Consider the following 15,495-nt stretch of genomic DNA (forward strand, 5'->3'; position numbering starts at 1 on the left):
AACTGGCCAAGTTGGTGACCTTTAACGTTTGTCGGCTGATTTGCTGTTTTTATTTTATTTATTTATTTGTTTTGCTCCTCATCAGAATTTGGGTTGTCTTTTTGTTCCATAGATTTTTGCTGAGAGCTTTCGTTGTTTGATATAAGTTCTAGCATTTCTTCTCTTATTTTTTCTAGGCCCAATTTGTTTGTGTCGTTAATTGTTCCATTTTCAGTCTGCCCTGTTACTATTTGCAATAATTTTTCTGCATACTTCTGTTTTTCTTCAGGCAAACGTTGAGCCAGCTCTTCGTAGATATACCTAGAGTTGTCAAGCATATTAACCACATCGTTATCGGTGATATTTTTTATGAATTCGCCTATTTGAGCAATAAGTGCTGTATCTTGTTCATCCAATAAAGCGAGGGACTTTTCCAAATCTTGCATCTGGATAAATTGCTCTTCTGTTGGGATTTGACCTGACTGCTGCTTAGCCTGCTCTTCTTGGCTAAAATGCTGGACGACAGCGTCCATGGAAGCGGCTAATTTTTCGTCGTCTATTGCTTGCTCTTTGTATAGATTGCAGGCCGCAAAAATAACATCTATCGGATGCATATCATAAAAGAACTTCTGGATACCGCCATGCTGTTCCAAAAATTCTTTGACCTCATTACTGAGAGCCTCTTTGCCTGAAAACAGATCCATAATGTCGCTTGGCGACAAGGAGACTGCCGCATCTCTTATTCTTGCCAATGATTCTTCTGTAGACTCGGTGTATGGGCGCCTAATTTCTTGCAATCTTTGCGACAAGTGGTTTTTTATGGAATTTCTTGCGTATTCAGAAAGCATGGTGTCGTCGGCTAGGTCTGCAATCATTTTTGGGTATTCTTGGTCCATATCTTGCTGTTGCTCGTCGGACGCTATTTTGTACGGTGTCTCTGCAGCTTTTATGATAAAGGACATAGCTTCTTTAGATATTTCTCCTGAGTTATACAGGTAGGTTGCCGCATCTATGGTGTCTTGTTTGTATAAGTTATCTAAAAATCCCGGATTTTCCTCTAGAAAAGCTTCGGCGTTGGTGCTTTTTTCAGGTTGGCCAGAGAATAGTGCTTCAAGGGATTCTGGCGGTAATTTTTCTACAGCAAGCTTTATCTTTTCTCGGTGAAGTTCTTCGGCAGTTTGACTGTGCATTTTAGGCTCTTCAGTATCTTGCTTCTGCTGTAGGTCTGCGTTCTCGCCTTGAGGCTGTAGGTCTGTGTTCTCGTCTTGCTGTTGCTGTAGGTCTGTGCTTTCGTCTTGCGTCTGCTGAACTGTGCTTTCGCCTTGCTGTTGAGCAGCTTGTTGCATTTGACTAAACGTCTTCGTTCCATTCAAAATCGCATTCATGGCCTCTTCAGAGATAGAGTCGCCAAGAGCTATCGCCGCCTGCTCCACTCCTTGAGGGGTAAGGTCTTGTAAAAATCCCGGATTTTCTGCTAGAAAAGCCTCGGCGTTGGTGCTTTTTTCAGGTTGGCCAGAGAATAGCGCTTCAAGGGCTTCTGGCGGTAGTTTTCTTGCAATGAACTTTATCTTTTCTTCGTGAAGTTCTTCGGCAGTTTGACTGTGCATTTTGAGCTGTTCAGTATCTTGCTTCTGCTGAACTGTGTCCTCGTCTTGCGTCTGCTGAACTGTGTCCTCGTCTTGCTGTTGCGCAGCTTGTTGCATTTGACTAAACGCCTTCGTTCCATTCACAATCGCATTCATGGCCTCTTCAGAGATAGAGTCGCCAAGAGCTATCGCCGCCTGCTCTACTTCGAGAGAGTTCAGGTCTTGTAAAAATCCCGGATTTTCCGCTAGAAAAGATTCGGCGTCGTTGTTTTTTTCAGGTTGGCCAGAGAATAGCGCTTCAAGGGCTTCTGGCGGTAGTTTTCTTGCGACAAGTTTTACTTTTTTTTCAACATATCTACTGTCGTCGACGCTATTGCTTCTCTTTCGGCCTTTGAGAATGTTCTGGTCTTGAGGGATTTTTTTCTGAATGCTAGAGTCGTCTCTTGCTTTTTTGGGGCCTGCCATAGAAACTTCGGCTTTTGCGGCAAATACCGCTATGGCTACTAACAAAATATTGTATGTATTCATTGTTCTAGTTTTTTCGTTTTTAATGTTTGACCTATATATTACCATATTTTATAAAAATTTTGATTTATATTTTTCTGCTTATAATAGGTCAGTTTTTTAACTATCGCCCTATCTGTGTAAAAGCATAATTTAGAGCAATTTTTCAATGATTTTTGGATCCGTGTGGTGGATGAGCTTCAAAAGCTTTTTATCTTAAATTCTAGAAAATAGGTTCTCATTGTTTTTTTTTTGTGAAGAGATGATATTTCCTGCTGCAATGAATGAATCAGGAGAATTACCATCTTGAAAAGCGAATGATCGGCTGCGACAATGTCAATGACTGAAAGAGTTTGTTATGGCGAGGTCTGGCATGCTTGGAAAATACGAGTTTCGTTCTATAGAAAAGAAGTGGCAAGAGCGGTGGATGCAATCTGGTTGTTTCCGAGCCAATGATTTTTCTGAGAAAAGTCCGTTTTATATACTTGAAATGTTTCCATATCCTTCGGGAACTCTTCATATGGGACATGCAAGAAATTATACGCAAGGCGACGTATATGCTAGATGCAGAAGAATGTTTGGCTATGAGGTTCTTCATCCAATGGGTTGGGATGCGTGCGGCCTTCCAGCAGAGAACGCCGCGATAAAGAATGGCATACATCCGCGCAAGTTTACATACGATAACGCGGCCATAATGAAGAGGCAACTTATAGGGCTTGGCTGCTCTCATGATTGGTCTCGAGAGGTTTTTACATGTGATCCGTCATATTATAAGCATCAGCAGAAAATATTTCTTGATTTATATAGGGCTGGATTGGCATATCAAAAAGAGTCGTTTGTAAACTGGGATCCTGAAGATATGTGTGTGCTTGCCAATGAACAGGTGATCGATGGGCGAGGGTGGAGATCTGGTGCTATTGTGGAAAAAAGGTCGCTGAAACAGTGGTTTTTCCGTATAACGGACTTTGCTAAGGATCTTCTTGAAAAGATAGAATTTTTACGCAAATGGCCTGATTCAGTTAAGACTATGCAGATAAACTGGATAGGAATTTCCAGCGGAATAAGAATTAGTTTCAAATTTGTTGAGCTCGGGGACGAGCTTGAGATTTTCACAACAAGACCGGAAACTTTGTTTGGAGCGAGTTTTTGCGCCATTTCTCCAGATCATAAACTAGCAGATAAGATTGCGAAGTCAAATGCCGACGTGAACGAGTTTATACAAGGACATCGCAAAAAGGGAACGGCGGCAAAGCTGGCAGATATTGAGGAAAAAAAAGGTATATTTTCTGGGCTGTATGTTTTTCATCCGCTTTATCCTGAAGATGAAAGCAAAAAGCTTCCAGTTTACATAGCCAATTTCGTTCTCGCCGAATACGGTACGGGGGCTATATTCGCGGCTCCCGCCCACGATGAGCGCGACTTTGAATTTGCAAAAAAATATGGTCTGAAAATACTTCCAGTGATCAGACCGCTTGATGGGGAACGCGACTTTAACGACAGAGCGTATACGGATGAAGATGGTATCATGATTAACTCGTCTTTTCTTGATGGAGACACGGTTGCCGAGGCTCGGCTCAAAATTATGGATCACTTAGAAGTAAACGCTCTAGGTTTACGCGAATCTGTTTTCCGGCTTCGCGACTGGGGGATATCTAGGCAGCGCTATTGGGGTGTTCCCATTCCAATGATTCACTGCGAGAAATGCGGCATAGTTCCAGTTCCAGAAAAAGATCTTCCAGTTCAGCTTCCTGACGACGTTTCCTTTGATATTCCAGGAAATCCGCTTGACCACCACCTGTCTTGGAAAAATGTTAAGTGTCCGAAATGCAGTAGCGACGCGCTGAGAGAAACCGATACTATGGACACTTTTGTTGATTCTTCATGGTATTTTCTCCGCTTTTGCGATCCGCAAAATCCAGTGGAAGCATTTTGCGAGAAAAAAGTAAACAGATGGATGCCGGTAGATCAATATATAGGAGGCATAGAGCATGCCATACTTCATTTGCTCTATTCCAGATTTTTTACTCGCGCCCTTAAAAAGTGTGGCTACTGCGACATCGATGAGCCGTTTGATGCTTTGTTTACACAAGGGATGGTTTGTCACAGAGCGTATAAAAGCTTCGACGGAGAGTGGGTAAACCCAAAAGACATAAAATATGTCGACGGAATGCCTAGTTTTAACGGAAAGCCTGTTGTTGTTGGCGGGGTAGAAAAAATGAGCAAATCCAAGTGTAATGTTATAGGCGTTGACGATGCGCTTGCGGTTTATGGGGCTGATGCTTTGAGGCTTTTTGTATTGTCCGACACCCCTCCAGAAAAAGATTTCGAGTGGACGGATGAAGGGATAGCTGGCTGCTGGAAGTATATATGCAGGATATGGGCTATGTTCGAAAAACATATCCCGTCTGTGGTTTCGAAAAAAGACTATAAAACAGAGCCGGCGGCGTTTTCTAATAAAGCAGTTGACTTGCGCCGAGTTGTTCATAAAACGGTGGCAAACATAGATAATGCGCTGCAAAACTTTGCTCTCAACAAATATATAGCGCATTTGCGAGAGTGCTCCAACGCGATAGAGATGTTCGATGCGTCGACAGAGGATGAAAGGTGGGTGCTGAGAGAGGCGCTTGAGACGTTTATATGTCTCGCTTCTCCTGCGATTCCTCATATATCTGAAGAGCTATGGAGAGCTGTTGGGAATGACCAATTTATTCACTCGGCTCCGTGGCCGTTTTGCAGGAAAGAGCTTTTGCAAAAATCGTATTGCGTTATGGCTGTTCAGGTAAATGGCAAAACAAGGGGGGTAGTTGAAGTTCCTATAGAAAGCTCTGAAGCTCAAATACTAGCTCTTGCGCAGTTAGACAAAAATGTAGTTAAATTCCTTCATGGAAGGCGCATAGTGAGGACGATTATTGTTCCGCAGAAAGTCATCAACCTTATCGTTGAGTAGGTGTATGCGTCGTGCTTTTTTAGCGTGCGCGGCGGCTATCGTTTTGGTTTCGTGCGCTTCGTCTATTCTTCTCGATGAAAAGACAGAATCTAAGCTGCGCACCGTATGTGTAGGATACATAAAGGGACGGTCTGGACAAGAATTGCGGACTCTGTTAAAAAGCCGAATGGGGCACGATTTCAGATCTTCCAAATATGTTCTTAACATAGAGCTTAAAGAAACGTCTTCATCTATCGGGCTTGGAAGGGATGAGACCGCAAGGAGAATGCGCGTGGAACTTTGCGCTATTTTTACATTGACCAAGATTGACAGCCGGGACTTGGTTGCGTCTGGAAGGCTGTCTGCATATAACTCCTATAGCGTATCTAGTGCGTTTTATTCAAATACTATGGCGAAAAGGTTTGCTATAAAAAGCGGCATTGACCAGCTGGCGACGTCGATTACATTTGAAGTAGCAAAAGCATTAAAAACGGAAGGCGGCAATAGGATCGTCAGAAAATCCTCTGTTCTGCCTGTTTTAAAGCGCAACAAAGACGATGAGGATTACTATTCTCCTCCAAGTTTAGACGATGTATTTAGCGGCAAAATTTAAAAGTGGCGATGGCGGCCGATCTTTTGCTGCTGTATATTGGTCACGTTGTCATTGCTTGGGTCTTCATGGCCAGAGTTTTTGCTAGAGATTTTGTTATATTGGCGTTTCGTTGAGCCAATGGGGAGTTACTGGATGCGCTTTCTTAGGGTTAGGCATACGCATGCGCCGGTGCGGTTTCCGTTTCCAGAGAAAAAAATATCACCTCCGTGGTCTTCTATTGTTTTTTTTACTATCGATAACCCAAGACCTGTCCCAGAAGCTTTAGTTGTGAAATACGGCTCGAAAAATCTGGAAAGAGATTTTTCTGGCGCTAATCCAATACCGTTGTCAGATATCTTAACCAAAATAGACCCATTTGTTTCAGATGCATGAATTCTAATGATCCCAGAAGCGGTTTCGAGATCTGAACTTGCCAACCTCTCTTCTATGGCTTCCGCGGCATTTTTTAATATGTTTGTAAACGCTTGGGCAAGTTGTTGAGCATCGCACATTATACACATGTCTTTGCAGTTGGACGTATATACAAAATTTATGTCTTGGTGTTGCTGTTGCTGCATAAATACAGACTGTTGAATTATATCATGTAAATTATGTTCTGAAAAAGATGGAATTGGCATCCTAGAAAATGAAGAAAACTCAGATATAAGTTTCCCAATATATGTGACTTGCTTTGTTATTGTGTCAATGCATTTTTGAAAAACGTCTTTATCTTGGACGGAGCCAATGTATTTTCTTTTCAGGCGCTCTGCAGAAAGCATTATAGGTGTTAGAGGGTTTTTTATTTCGTGCGCTATTCTTCTTGCAACATCTGCCCAAGCTGATTTTCTTTGGGCAGATATCAGCTCTCCTATTTCGTCGAATGTGATGACGACTTCTCGAGTTTTTGCATCTGATATTGCGTGAACGCGGAACACTCGTCCAAGGTGATCGAGCGGCAACTGTTGTTCTTGAAGTTTATTTGGGTTTTCTAGGGCTCTTATAAATACTGGAAAAAACTCGTCTGCCACTTCTTTTATAAAGCTTCCATCTATTGTTCTTTTTCTAAGAAGTAGCTCTGCCGCTCTTTTATTCGATAGCGCTATTTTCCCATCTGAATATAAGCTCATAACCCCAGACGTAATTCCAGAGAGAGCCTTTTCTATAAAATCGTTGCGCAGACGCAGCTTTTCATTTACTCCTATGAGCTCTTTTTTTTGCATCGAAGTTTCTTCAACCATTGTGTTGAATGCATTTATCAGCGTTTTAATTCCGCTTACTTGAAGTTTAGGGTCTGCTCTTACTGTGCATATATTTCCTGTTCTAAAAGACTCTGCTGCGTCTATGAGATCTCCTATTGGAGAGATTAACTGTTTTGAAAAGCGTACGCCCGCTACTAGAGCCAGCAAAACAAGGAGTATTGTGAGAAGAGCAAACACAACAGTTATCTGTAGCGCGAACATTCCTCTGTTTTTCAATAATTCTGTGTATTTTGATACTGATTCGTCGGCTCTAGCTACTCTTTGCAATACTGTTTGGTCCACATATTTACTAACAAACAGATAGGCATTAAATGGATAAAAAATTGGAACTATAGAAAACGCTCTGTCTGATGATTCGTCGAGCTCAAAAAATATTCCGTCAGAAATAGATTTTTCTATATGGGCCGCGCATACAGGCCTAAAGCTAAGGGCAAACGAATAACGTGAGGACGCAACCACTTCTTTATGCCCATCGTCGAATGTAAAGATGATGGCTTCGTCTATAGACCTTAGGAAAGCTTGCTCTGTTAGGCAGTGTGTTATTATATTCTCGTGTTGTCTGAAAAATTGGTATTTAGTTTGATTTTTAAACAAATCTTTATCTGCTATGATTATATCATTAAATATTTTATCCAACACTTGGGCCATATTTCTAACATTGTGCTCTATTACTTTTTGGTGCTCGAAAATATAGGCTTTTGCAACGTTTTGTGATTCTAGAAGAGCTGTTTGCACCTGACTATGAAACCACGTTTGCATAGCAGACTGAAGAAACAAAACAGCAGAAATGGCGACTATAATTGACGGGGCTATTGAAAATACGCAAAAAATCCACGTGACTCTAAGCTGAAACTGAGCTCCAAGAAGGTTGTGCTTCATTTTTGGTATAACACTTCCGATATAAGTCAGCACTATGGAAATTAGAGCTGCTAGAGAATAAGAAGCCGTTATAAATATGGCGGTATAGTAATAAAAATAATTAAACGCAAAAAATGCGGCAGGAATAATAGAAATAATCAAAGCTATAGAGCAGAGGCTTTTCCAATTTTCCGATAATTTATACTTGATAAAGTTCAGCACCTGCCTATATGACCTTTGAAATTGTTTCGTAAAAATGCCGAATTCCATTAGTAATTTCTTCAGGAGAGCTTTTTTTTAGCATATTATCACGAAATTCTGATGAATGTGGCAGCCTCTTGCTATACCAAGACAGGTGTTTTCTGAATGTCCGCACTCCCTGCTCAATTCCATAATGGGACAAGTTTTCTTCAAAATGTTCTTCTATTATCAGAAGTTGATCTTGTATGCTTGGAGAAGGTTTTAGTGAGCCTGTTTTGAGGAAATGCAGAATTTGTCCTATCAGCCATGGTTTTCCGAGGCAAGCGCGGCCTATCATAATTCCTTTTGCTTCAGATATTCGCAAAATCTCGGAAGCGGTCCATTCGCATCGTATATCGCCATTTGCGATAACTGGAAGAAGGACTGAAGATTTTACTACTTTTATAAAAGGCCAGTCTGCGGCTCCACCATAGAACTGAGCGCGCGTGCGCGAATGTATGGTGATAAGTTTTGCGCCGCTCGATTCGGCTATTTCTGCTAATTTTGGAGCGTTTTGTGCGGCTTCATCCCATCCTTTGCGCATCTTAACTGTCACAGGTATTTTGACAGAGGTCGCAACGCTTTCTATGATTTTTCCAGCTAGCGTTTCATCTTTCATAAGCGCTGCTCCGGCCTCGCTGTTTAGTGCAATTTTTTTTGCTGGGCATCCCATATTTATATCTATTATCTTTGCACCATTCTGTTCGCATATCTTAGCCGCGTCGGACATCACGTTTGGATTGTTTCCTAAAAGTTGAACGGCAAGAGGCGTTTGTGAGTCGCTTGCTATTCTGCGTAAGGACTTTTGTGCGCAGCGCAGCATGGCTTCGCTAGCAAGCATTTCGCAAAATATAAGCGAAGGAGAGCTTATTTTGGAGACGATTTTTCTGAAAGGAAGATCTGTTACTCCAGCCATGGGGGCGAGTATAACTGGAATTTCGCTTTCCAGAAAATCCATAATCAAAGACCTTATTTAGGGTAATTGCTAAACGATACATCGTTGTATTTGTCATATCAACTGATTCCTGGTTTATGGGTTTGTAAGTAGCATAGAGTTTTTACTATATTTCCGTACGGCAAAGGAATATTTTGAAAAAGTGGTATAATCGAGCGACTATTCGTTATATGTTAATCAAGCTGTGATATGTTATTCCGTGTGTAGCTGTTGCGCAGGGGAAAAATGAAATATTCCATTCTATTCGTTATTATTGCTGGTATTGTTGGGGTCGATATGTGCTCTTTTGCATCTGATGATAACTCTGTAAGTCAGGAAGGCAAGCCGAAGAATTGTTCGTCTGTTCATGAGGCCGCAGCGCACACTATAGTCGACTTTTTCTCTAATAAAAAGTTTCGCCATATGAAATATAACATAAAAAAAGATCTATATGAGCCTATTGATATAAACATACCTAAAAAGTATGAGGAGAAAATAAAAGGGATGATTTCTAAAGATGGAAAAGATGCCGCTCTTAAATACCTATTATCAGTGTGCAATATAAACAGTTCTGTTAATAGCGACGTTGTTGCTTCTGCTCATAAAGTTCTTTTTACAGATGAAAAAGGGAAGAAATGCTCAGAGAAAGAAGCTAGATGTATGGTTGTCCTCGGTGTTCCTTTTGACGGAGCTCGTGTGGCTAATAGCTCAGAGAAAAAGGGAGCTGGACTTGGAGAAGGAAAGACGATTTCTGCAGGGGTTGCTGCAGTGGTCGCGGCGTCTCATTTGTATAGCAAAGGTGGCGATAAACCAGACATTAAAAAGGAAAAGCCAGAGGGCCATAAAGAAAGCGGCAAAAGAAAATCTGCTTCTGTGAAAAAACCGATTTTGAAATATTCTTTTTTTAGAAAGAAAAAATAAGGCTTAAATAAATAATTAAAAGATTTATTTAGGTCGAGCTAGAACGCTGCAGATGGCATTAGATATGAGCAAAACTGATAGAGTTAACATGGAAAGTGGTAATTGTTATGCATAAGGGGCTGATGCCGTTGTGGCAATGTTTTGGGTTTTGATATATACTCTCGCAAGCTGAGTCTTGTTTGGTTGTGTTTCAATGTCGCGTGATAATTGCGGTGCTCGGGATTTGCTTCGCGGCATTTGTATGAGGTATGGCGATCTTGAGGTTCGTATAGCGGTCAGCCATGAGGAAGTGTTAGCATCCCAGGAGCTTAGGTATCGGGTGTTTTGCGGTGGAAACGGCGAGGCGTGTGTACAATCAGGAGAAGATGCAAAAAAGATAGACGTGGACAGGTTTGATGACTTTTGCCATCACCTTGTTGTTATAGACTTAAGCAGGTCGGCTCGCGTTATCGCCAGTTACAGGCTTATTACCAGAGATGCTGCTTCAAAGTGCGGAGGTTTTTATTCTTCGTCTGAGTTTGATATGAGTTGCATGGACTTATACAAAGGGAATGTATTAGAGCTTGGAAGGGCGTGCGTCGACCCTCTATATAGGTCGAAAAAGGCTTTCAACATGCTGCTAAAATGGCTTGATAGGTATGTAAAGCTTTTTCATATAGACGTTATGTTCGGGTGCGCTAGTTTTTATGGCACTCAAGAAGAGGATTTTAAAAACGCGCTATCTCTGTTGTATTATAGGCACCTTGCTCCTCCTCAGTTGCGTCCAAAAGTACGGAAGGGGCTAGGAATCGATATGAAAATGCTTCCCGAGGAGTGCATAGATTATGCAAGGGCAGAGCAAGAGATGCCCTCATTGATGAAGGGCTATTTAAAGATAGGTGCAGTTGTCGGCGATGGGGCATTTTTGGATAAGCAGTTTAATTGTATAGATGTTTGCGTGATAGTGTTTGCCAATTCTCTCTCTAGAGATTATTTAAAAAGGTTTTTTGATATATGCTCTTGATTGTTGTTTGTTATTAGAGCTTTGCTGGAACCTTTTGTCTTAGTATGAAATTCAGAGTTGTTTATAGGGCTTTCTTTGTCGTATCTGTAATTGCGTCATGTGTTAGTTTTTGTGCTATTTTTAGAATATTTTTTCCTGGGCCTATAAGCGCTCATACGCTAAGTTTTTTCTGCAGGCTATTATGCAAAGCAATAGGGATAGACTGTGTTGTTGATGGTAGTCTTGATAGACGAAATGTCTCGACGGCGTTCGTCTCTAACCATATGTCTTATATAGACATAGTTGTGATAGGAAGCGTTGTACCAGCGAGGTTTATATCAAAGAGCGATGTGAGGAACTGGCCTATTATTGGATGGCTTTCTGGTATGTTTGGAACAATATTTGTTGATAGGAAGCCAAGCTCTACCAGGGCTTCTGTTGCAAACATATGTAACGCTGTAAACAATCGTGACAATGTGGTGTTGTTTCCTGAAGGTACAACCAGCGATGGCTGCAGAATTTTGCCATTTAAAAGTTCTTTTTTTAAACTGCCGCGAGAATGCGTAATACAACCGATATTTCTCGAATACAAAGAGTTTAATGGATTTCCGGCAAAGAGAGCTGATAAAAAAAACTATAGTTGGATAGGGGCTGAAACTGCTATGCTTCCGCACTTGATTAGGATAATGGAAACTAGAAGAGTAAAGGCGTGCGTACGAATTCTTCCAGTTATAAGCCAAACAGAATCTTGTTGCGACAGAAAGGCTCTTGCTGATCTTTCTCATAAATCTTTATTGAGCGCTTCTCGCGGAGTTCATATATGATATGCTTTGGCATATCGTCAGCGTATTTTTATCGATGCGACTTTGCATATACTTTCTCCAGTTTGTGTGCTAGCATCTACTATGCTCGTTGGTGCAGAGTTGCGTATGTCAGATAGGTCGTTTACTTCTCAGTCTCCTATGGTGAATGTTATGGCAGCCGCGGCGTTAAAAGCATCTAAGGGGCTGCTACGCGATTTTAGAGAAGTTGAAAGCCTCCAAGTTTCCAAAAAAGGACCGAAAGATTTTGTCTCTAATGCGGACAAAAGGTCTGAAAAAATAATATACGAGACTTTACGCTCGTTTTATCCTGGATATAACTTTCTTATGGAAGAGTCTGGGAGGATTTGTGAGTGCAGCGATAACGACTCTCCAGAGTGGGTTGTTGATCCGTTGGACGGGACTAACAATTTTCTCCACGGAGTTCCTTATTTCGCTGTATCTATAGCTCTTAAAGTCAAAGGCGCTGTTACCGCTGGCATCGTGTATGACCCCATAAGAGACGAAATGTTCTGGGCCCATAAAGGAATGGGAGCTTTCGTGAATGACAAAAGGATTAGGGTATCTGCAAGAGCGAATCCTGAAGATTTCATGGTATCAGTTGGGTTTGGGCAAGGGATTTGCATGGAAAATAAAGTAGAATTTTCTGAGTCTGCTAGAGTTATCGCGTCTAAGGTTTGTTCTGTGAGGTCTATAGGGGCAGCCGCTCTTAACCTTGCATACGTTGCGTCTGGAAGATTTGACGGATTTTACGAGCACAAGGCTATAGAGTGGGATATTGCCGCAGGGTCTCTTTTAATTTCTGAAGCCGGCGGCTTTGTTTCCGACATGAGCGGCGGAAGAGACATGCTCAAGAAAAGCGAGATAATAGCAGGCAATCAGTATGTCCATAAGTTTCTGCGAAAAGAAATAATGCAGTTTGCTAGTTAAAGTTTTGCTACTGATCCTTCTATAGAGCTTTTTAGATCCTTCATAAACTCTTTCTTGTCTTTTTTCGCGCGCAACGGTCTACAAAGTACTATCTTTATTGTTCCAGGTGTTTTTATGAATCTTCTTCGAGGCCAAAACTCTCCAGAATTAAGGGCAACCGGTACAACAGGGACTCCAAATTTAACATAGAAATGAAACACTCCGGATTTATATTCAGATTTTTGTCCAACAGAAACTCTGGTTCCTTCTGGAAACATTATTATAGGTCTTTTTTCGTTTACTGCGTTTTTTACCATTGCTTCTGTTTTTTTATAGCGCTTTGCAGACGCTTTTTCTCCTCTGTAAACCGGGATCATTTTAAGTTTTTTAAGATATAAGCCGAAAAAAGGGATTAATAAAAGCTCTTTCTTGAAAAAAAACGCAGGATCTTGAATGAATGTGCTGAATACGATTGTGTCAAAGGCGGACTGATGTTTTGACGCTATTATATAGCTGCCAGAGTTTGGGATGTTTCTTATTCCAGTTATAACAACCTTTATTCCCAATAGTGCTTTTGCTAGAAACAGCATTCCTTTTGCCCATATTCTAGAAAGAAAAAAGCTATATTTTCTTGGGAAAAATATAAAAACTGTAATTGGGAAAAAATATGCGAAACTCCATATAAAAGAACATATATAAAATGCTATATTTCTACACATCAGAAGTGGCGGTATTCTCATATTTTTCACACTAAGCATAGCAAGGAGCTGCGCTCTGCCAAATGTCTCTCTTTTTCCCTCAAAGTTCAAATTTTACCCGTTAAAATGTATGATGTACAATAGAGGCAGTTGTATAGCGCGCCCTTTAGATGAAAATATATAACCGTAGTACAAGATTTGTTATACGCTCGTTTCTTTGGGGCGGCTTTTTTGCTATACTAATCGGCTTGATAACTGGAAGATATATGTATGATGGAGCGTTTCCAAAAAAGGCCTGGAAGTCCGAAAGAGATTCTGTAACTGATGCGAAATTCTTTTCTATAGACGATAAGAAGCGCCAGTATTCTTTTTATGCTAAAAAAGCGCAACGCGAAACATCCTCTCTTTTTACTTTTCTGTTTCCAAAAGTTGAGTTGAAGGACAAGAACATAAGATACTTTTTGGATGGAGAGCGTGCAAGCTATGACAAGGCGAAAGAGGTGATAAAAGTAAGCGGCAATGTGTCTTTTAAGGATTCGAGAAAATACAAAATAACCACTGAAAGCGCGTCAATGGACATGAAGACAAAGGACATTTTTGGTAATGCATTGGTCAAAGGAAACGGGCCGCTTGGTGTTTTTTCTGCTGAAAGATTCAAAATCCTTGATCATGGAAACAGAATTTTGCTAAATGGCAGAGCTAAGATGGTCATAAATGTCAACGAGAAACGGTAAATTTCAGGGAGTCTTTGTTTTCGTAAAATTGAACAAAAGCGTGTAAAAAGGATATGTTTGTGATGTTTTATGCATATTGTTTTATATGTCTGGGCGATAGTATTATCTGGAGGTGTTAATGTTTTTTCATGATGATTCAGCCATTCTTCGAGGGAAGAGGGCGATTGTCGTTCGCGCGTTGACAGGCGGCAAGAAGCATAACGGTATAGAAAATTGCGATTCTGCAACAGACGTATTAGACGAAAAGCAGACTAGCGGAGAAGTTTCTTTTATTGAGCAAAGCGAAAGGGTGGTAGAAACTACTCGTCTTGCTGAAGCTCTTCAGCTTACAGTTGTTTCTAATAAGCTTTTTAATCTGAAGTCTATAAATCCTGCTACGTTTATAGGAAGCGGAGCTGTTCAGAGCATACGGGATGTGTGCGAAAAGTTGTCTGGTGATATTATAGTGTTTGACCCTGATCTTAGTCCCCTTCAGCAAAGGAATTTGGAGAAAAAGACTGGTAAGAAAGTTCTTGATCGCACCGCCGTTATATTGGAAATTTTTGGAAATCGCGCCCGCACATCAGAGGGGATGCTTCAGGTTCAGCTTGCGAAAATGATGTATCAGAAAACTAGACTTGTTCGAGTATGGAAGCATCTCGAAAGGCAAAAAGGGGGATTTGGGTTTATTGGAGGACCTGGCGAATCTCAACTTGAAGTCGATCGGCGGTTGCTTGAAGATCGTATAGTGCGTATAAAGAAAGACCTAGACAAAGTTAAGCGCACAAGATCTATTCAAAGAAGCGCTAGGAAAAAAGTCCCATGGCCAATAATTGCGCTTGTCGGATATACTAATGCCGGAAAATCTACGCTTTTCAACGCGCTTACATGCGCAGAAGTTGAGGCGAAAGATCAGTTATTCGCTACTCTTGACCCTACTATGCGGCGCCTAATACTTCCGTCAAAGAGAATGATTATAATGTCGGACACGGTTGGGTTCATATCTGAACTGCCTCAGCTTCTTGTGGCAGCATTTCAAGCTACTCTGGAAGAAGTTCAAGAAGCAGACCTTTTGCTTCATGTTATGGACGCTTCTAACCCAAATGTACTTGAACAAAAGGTTGCCGTCGAAAATATTTTGTCCGACATGAAATGTTCTGCTCCCGTTATAAATATTTTGAATAAGAGCGATCTTGTTCATAAGTCTTTTTGCGAAGATGGCGTTTTGATAAGCTCTATTTCAGGAGAAGGAATTGGTTTTCTTTTACAAAATATTGATGAATTTTTTGATTCAAAAAGCGCTTACGCTAGTATTTTTGTTTCTCCATGCAATGGAGCCGCTGTTGATTGGCTATATAGTCATTCTCACGTGCTCGGTGTAGGAATGAAGGAGATAGATGGCAAACAGCTAATGATGGCGGAAGTTATGATTACAGATTCGAACGTAATGAGATTTTGCTCTAAGTTTCCTGATGCGGTTGTGTCATAACAAGATTCGCTTTTCTGCAATTCTTTTTTCATATTTTGTATTTTTGCTCAATGGAAATAATGTTTTGCTTAGTGAGAGCGAGCG

The 15,495-nt window shown here is 41.0% G+C and carries 12 protein-coding genes; 8 read left to right on the forward strand and 4 right to left on the reverse strand.

Annotated features, from left to right (window positions below; genetic code table 11):
- Window positions 1–62: 62 nt before the first annotated feature.
- Window positions 63–2,093 (reverse strand): hypothetical protein, encoded by a 2,031-nt coding sequence (locus tag HYD_RS02940; RefSeq protein WP_236864778.1) that lies wholly within the window; start codon window positions 2,091–2,093, stop codon window positions 63–65.
- A 334-nt stretch (window positions 2,094–2,427) separates the two neighbouring features.
- Here HYD_RS02940 and leuS point away from each other — a divergent pair, with 334 nt between their 5' ends.
- Together leuS and HYD_RS02950 are read left to right on the forward strand one after the other, a co-directional pair.
- Complete coding sequence (leuS, locus tag HYD_RS02945; protein ID WP_236864780.1) at window positions 2,428–5,016, forward strand: leucine--tRNA ligase; 2,589 nt, start codon at window positions 2,428–2,430, stop codon at window positions 5,014–5,016.
- Window positions 5,017–5,020: 4 nt separating this feature from the next.
- Complete coding sequence (locus HYD_RS02950; RefSeq protein WP_236864781.1) at window positions 5,021–5,608, forward strand: hypothetical protein; 588 nt, start codon at window positions 5,021–5,023, stop codon at window positions 5,606–5,608.
- A gap of 125 nt (window positions 5,609–5,733) precedes the next feature.
- Here HYD_RS02950 and HYD_RS02955 read toward each other — a convergent pair whose 3' ends face one another.
- Both HYD_RS02955 and dusB read right to left on the reverse strand, forming a co-directional pair.
- The gene (locus HYD_RS02955) at window positions 5,734–7,974 is read right to left on the reverse strand and encodes a sensor histidine kinase NtrY-like (protein WP_236864782.1); all 2,241 of its coding nucleotides are present in this window, start codon (window positions 7,972–7,974) and stop codon (window positions 5,734–5,736) included.
- Entirely contained in the window at window positions 7,931–8,902 is a 972-nt protein-coding gene (gene dusB, locus HYD_RS02960; RefSeq protein WP_236864783.1) for a tRNA dihydrouridine synthase DusB, read from the reverse strand. Before dusB ends, HYD_RS02955 begins: the two co-directional genes overlap by 44 nt.
- Window positions 8,903–9,124: 222 nt before the next feature.
- Between dusB and HYD_RS02965 the strand changes: the two genes are divergently transcribed.
- From HYD_RS02965 to HYD_RS02980, 4 genes are all read left to right on the forward strand, one after another.
- Window positions 9,125–9,799, forward strand: a complete 675-nt coding sequence (locus HYD_RS02965) for a hypothetical protein (RefSeq protein ID WP_236864784.1) — start codon at window positions 9,125–9,127, stop codon at window positions 9,797–9,799.
- Between the two features lie 193 nt (window positions 9,800–9,992).
- Window positions 9,993–10,802: a GNAT family N-acetyltransferase gene (locus HYD_RS02970; protein WP_236864785.1), complete on the forward strand. Its 810-nt coding sequence runs from the start codon at window positions 9,993–9,995 to the stop codon at window positions 10,800–10,802.
- A 44-nt stretch (window positions 10,803–10,846) separates the two neighbouring features.
- Window positions 10,847–11,605: a lysophospholipid acyltransferase family protein gene (locus HYD_RS02975; RefSeq protein WP_236864786.1), complete on the forward strand. Its 759-nt coding sequence runs from the start codon at window positions 10,847–10,849 to the stop codon at window positions 11,603–11,605.
- Between the two features lie 105 nt (window positions 11,606–11,710).
- Window positions 11,711–12,532 carry an inositol monophosphatase family protein gene (locus HYD_RS02980; protein WP_236864787.1) on the forward strand — a complete coding sequence of 274 codons (822 nt, stop codon included), beginning with the start codon at window positions 11,711–11,713 and terminating at the stop codon, window positions 12,530–12,532.
- On the opposite strand, the gene HYD_RS02985 is transcribed toward HYD_RS02980, so the two are convergent.
- Window positions 12,529–13,269 carry a lysophospholipid acyltransferase family protein gene (locus HYD_RS02985; protein ID WP_236864789.1) on the reverse strand — a complete coding sequence of 247 codons (741 nt, stop codon included), beginning with the start codon at window positions 13,267–13,269 and terminating at the stop codon, window positions 12,529–12,531. The two genes, HYD_RS02980 and HYD_RS02985, sit on opposite strands and share 4 nt — an antisense overlap.
- 110 nt (window positions 13,270–13,379) lie before the next feature.
- On the opposite strand from HYD_RS02985, the gene lptC reads away from it, so the two are divergent.
- Together lptC and hflX are read left to right on the forward strand one after the other, a co-directional pair.
- Window positions 13,380–13,943, forward strand: a complete 564-nt coding sequence (gene lptC, locus HYD_RS02990) for an LPS export ABC transporter periplasmic protein LptC (RefSeq protein ID WP_236864791.1) — start codon at window positions 13,380–13,382, stop codon at window positions 13,941–13,943.
- Window positions 13,944–14,061: 118 nt separating this feature from the next.
- A complete protein-coding gene (gene hflX / locus HYD_RS02995) occupies window positions 14,062–15,411 on the forward strand; it encodes a GTPase HflX (RefSeq protein WP_236864794.1) in 1,350 nt (449 codons plus the stop codon).
- Window positions 15,412–15,495 lie beyond the last annotated feature (84 nt).

The organism is Candidatus Hydrogenosomobacter endosymbioticus (assembly GCF_021654655.1).
Taxonomy (GTDB): domain Bacteria; phylum Pseudomonadota; class Alphaproteobacteria; order Holosporales; family GW7; genus Hydrogenosomobacter; species Hydrogenosomobacter endosymbioticus.

What these genes read in the sequence shown, in the direction of transcription:
- HYD_RS02940 (WP_236864778.1), bottom strand. Translation starts at nt 2,093, where the DNA reads ATGAATACATACAATATTTTGTTAGTAGCCATAGCGGTATTTGCCGCA.
- leuS (WP_236864780.1), top strand. Translation starts at nt 2,428, where the DNA reads ATGGCGAGGTCTGGCATGCTTGGAAAATACGAGTTTCGTTCTATAGAA.
- HYD_RS02950 (WP_236864781.1), top strand. Translation starts at nt 5,021, where the DNA reads ATGCGTCGTGCTTTTTTAGCGTGCGCGGCGGCTATCGTTTTGGTTTCG.
- HYD_RS02955 (WP_236864782.1), bottom strand. Translation starts at nt 7,974, where the DNA reads ATGGAATTCGGCATTTTTACGAAACAATTTCAAAGGTCATATAGGCAG.
- dusB (WP_236864783.1), bottom strand. Translation starts at nt 8,902, where the DNA reads ATGGATTTTCTGGAAAGCGAAATTCCAGTTATACTCGCCCCCATGGCT.
- HYD_RS02965 (WP_236864784.1), top strand. Translation starts at nt 9,125, where the DNA reads ATGAAATATTCCATTCTATTCGTTATTATTGCTGGTATTGTTGGGGTC.
- HYD_RS02970 (WP_236864785.1), top strand. Translation starts at nt 9,993, where the DNA reads ATGTCGCGTGATAATTGCGGTGCTCGGGATTTGCTTCGCGGCATTTGT.
- HYD_RS02975 (WP_236864786.1), top strand. Translation starts at nt 10,847, where the DNA reads ATGAAATTCAGAGTTGTTTATAGGGCTTTCTTTGTCGTATCTGTAATT.
- HYD_RS02980 (WP_236864787.1), top strand. Translation starts at nt 11,711, where the DNA reads ATGTCAGATAGGTCGTTTACTTCTCAGTCTCCTATGGTGAATGTTATG.
- HYD_RS02985 (WP_236864789.1), bottom strand. Translation starts at nt 13,269, where the DNA reads ATGCTTAGTGTGAAAAATATGAGAATACCGCCACTTCTGATGTGTAGA.
- lptC (WP_236864791.1), top strand. Translation starts at nt 13,380, where the DNA reads ATGAAAATATATAACCGTAGTACAAGATTTGTTATACGCTCGTTTCTT.
- hflX (WP_236864794.1), top strand. Translation starts at nt 14,062, where the DNA reads ATGTTTTTTCATGATGATTCAGCCATTCTTCGAGGGAAGAGGGCGATT.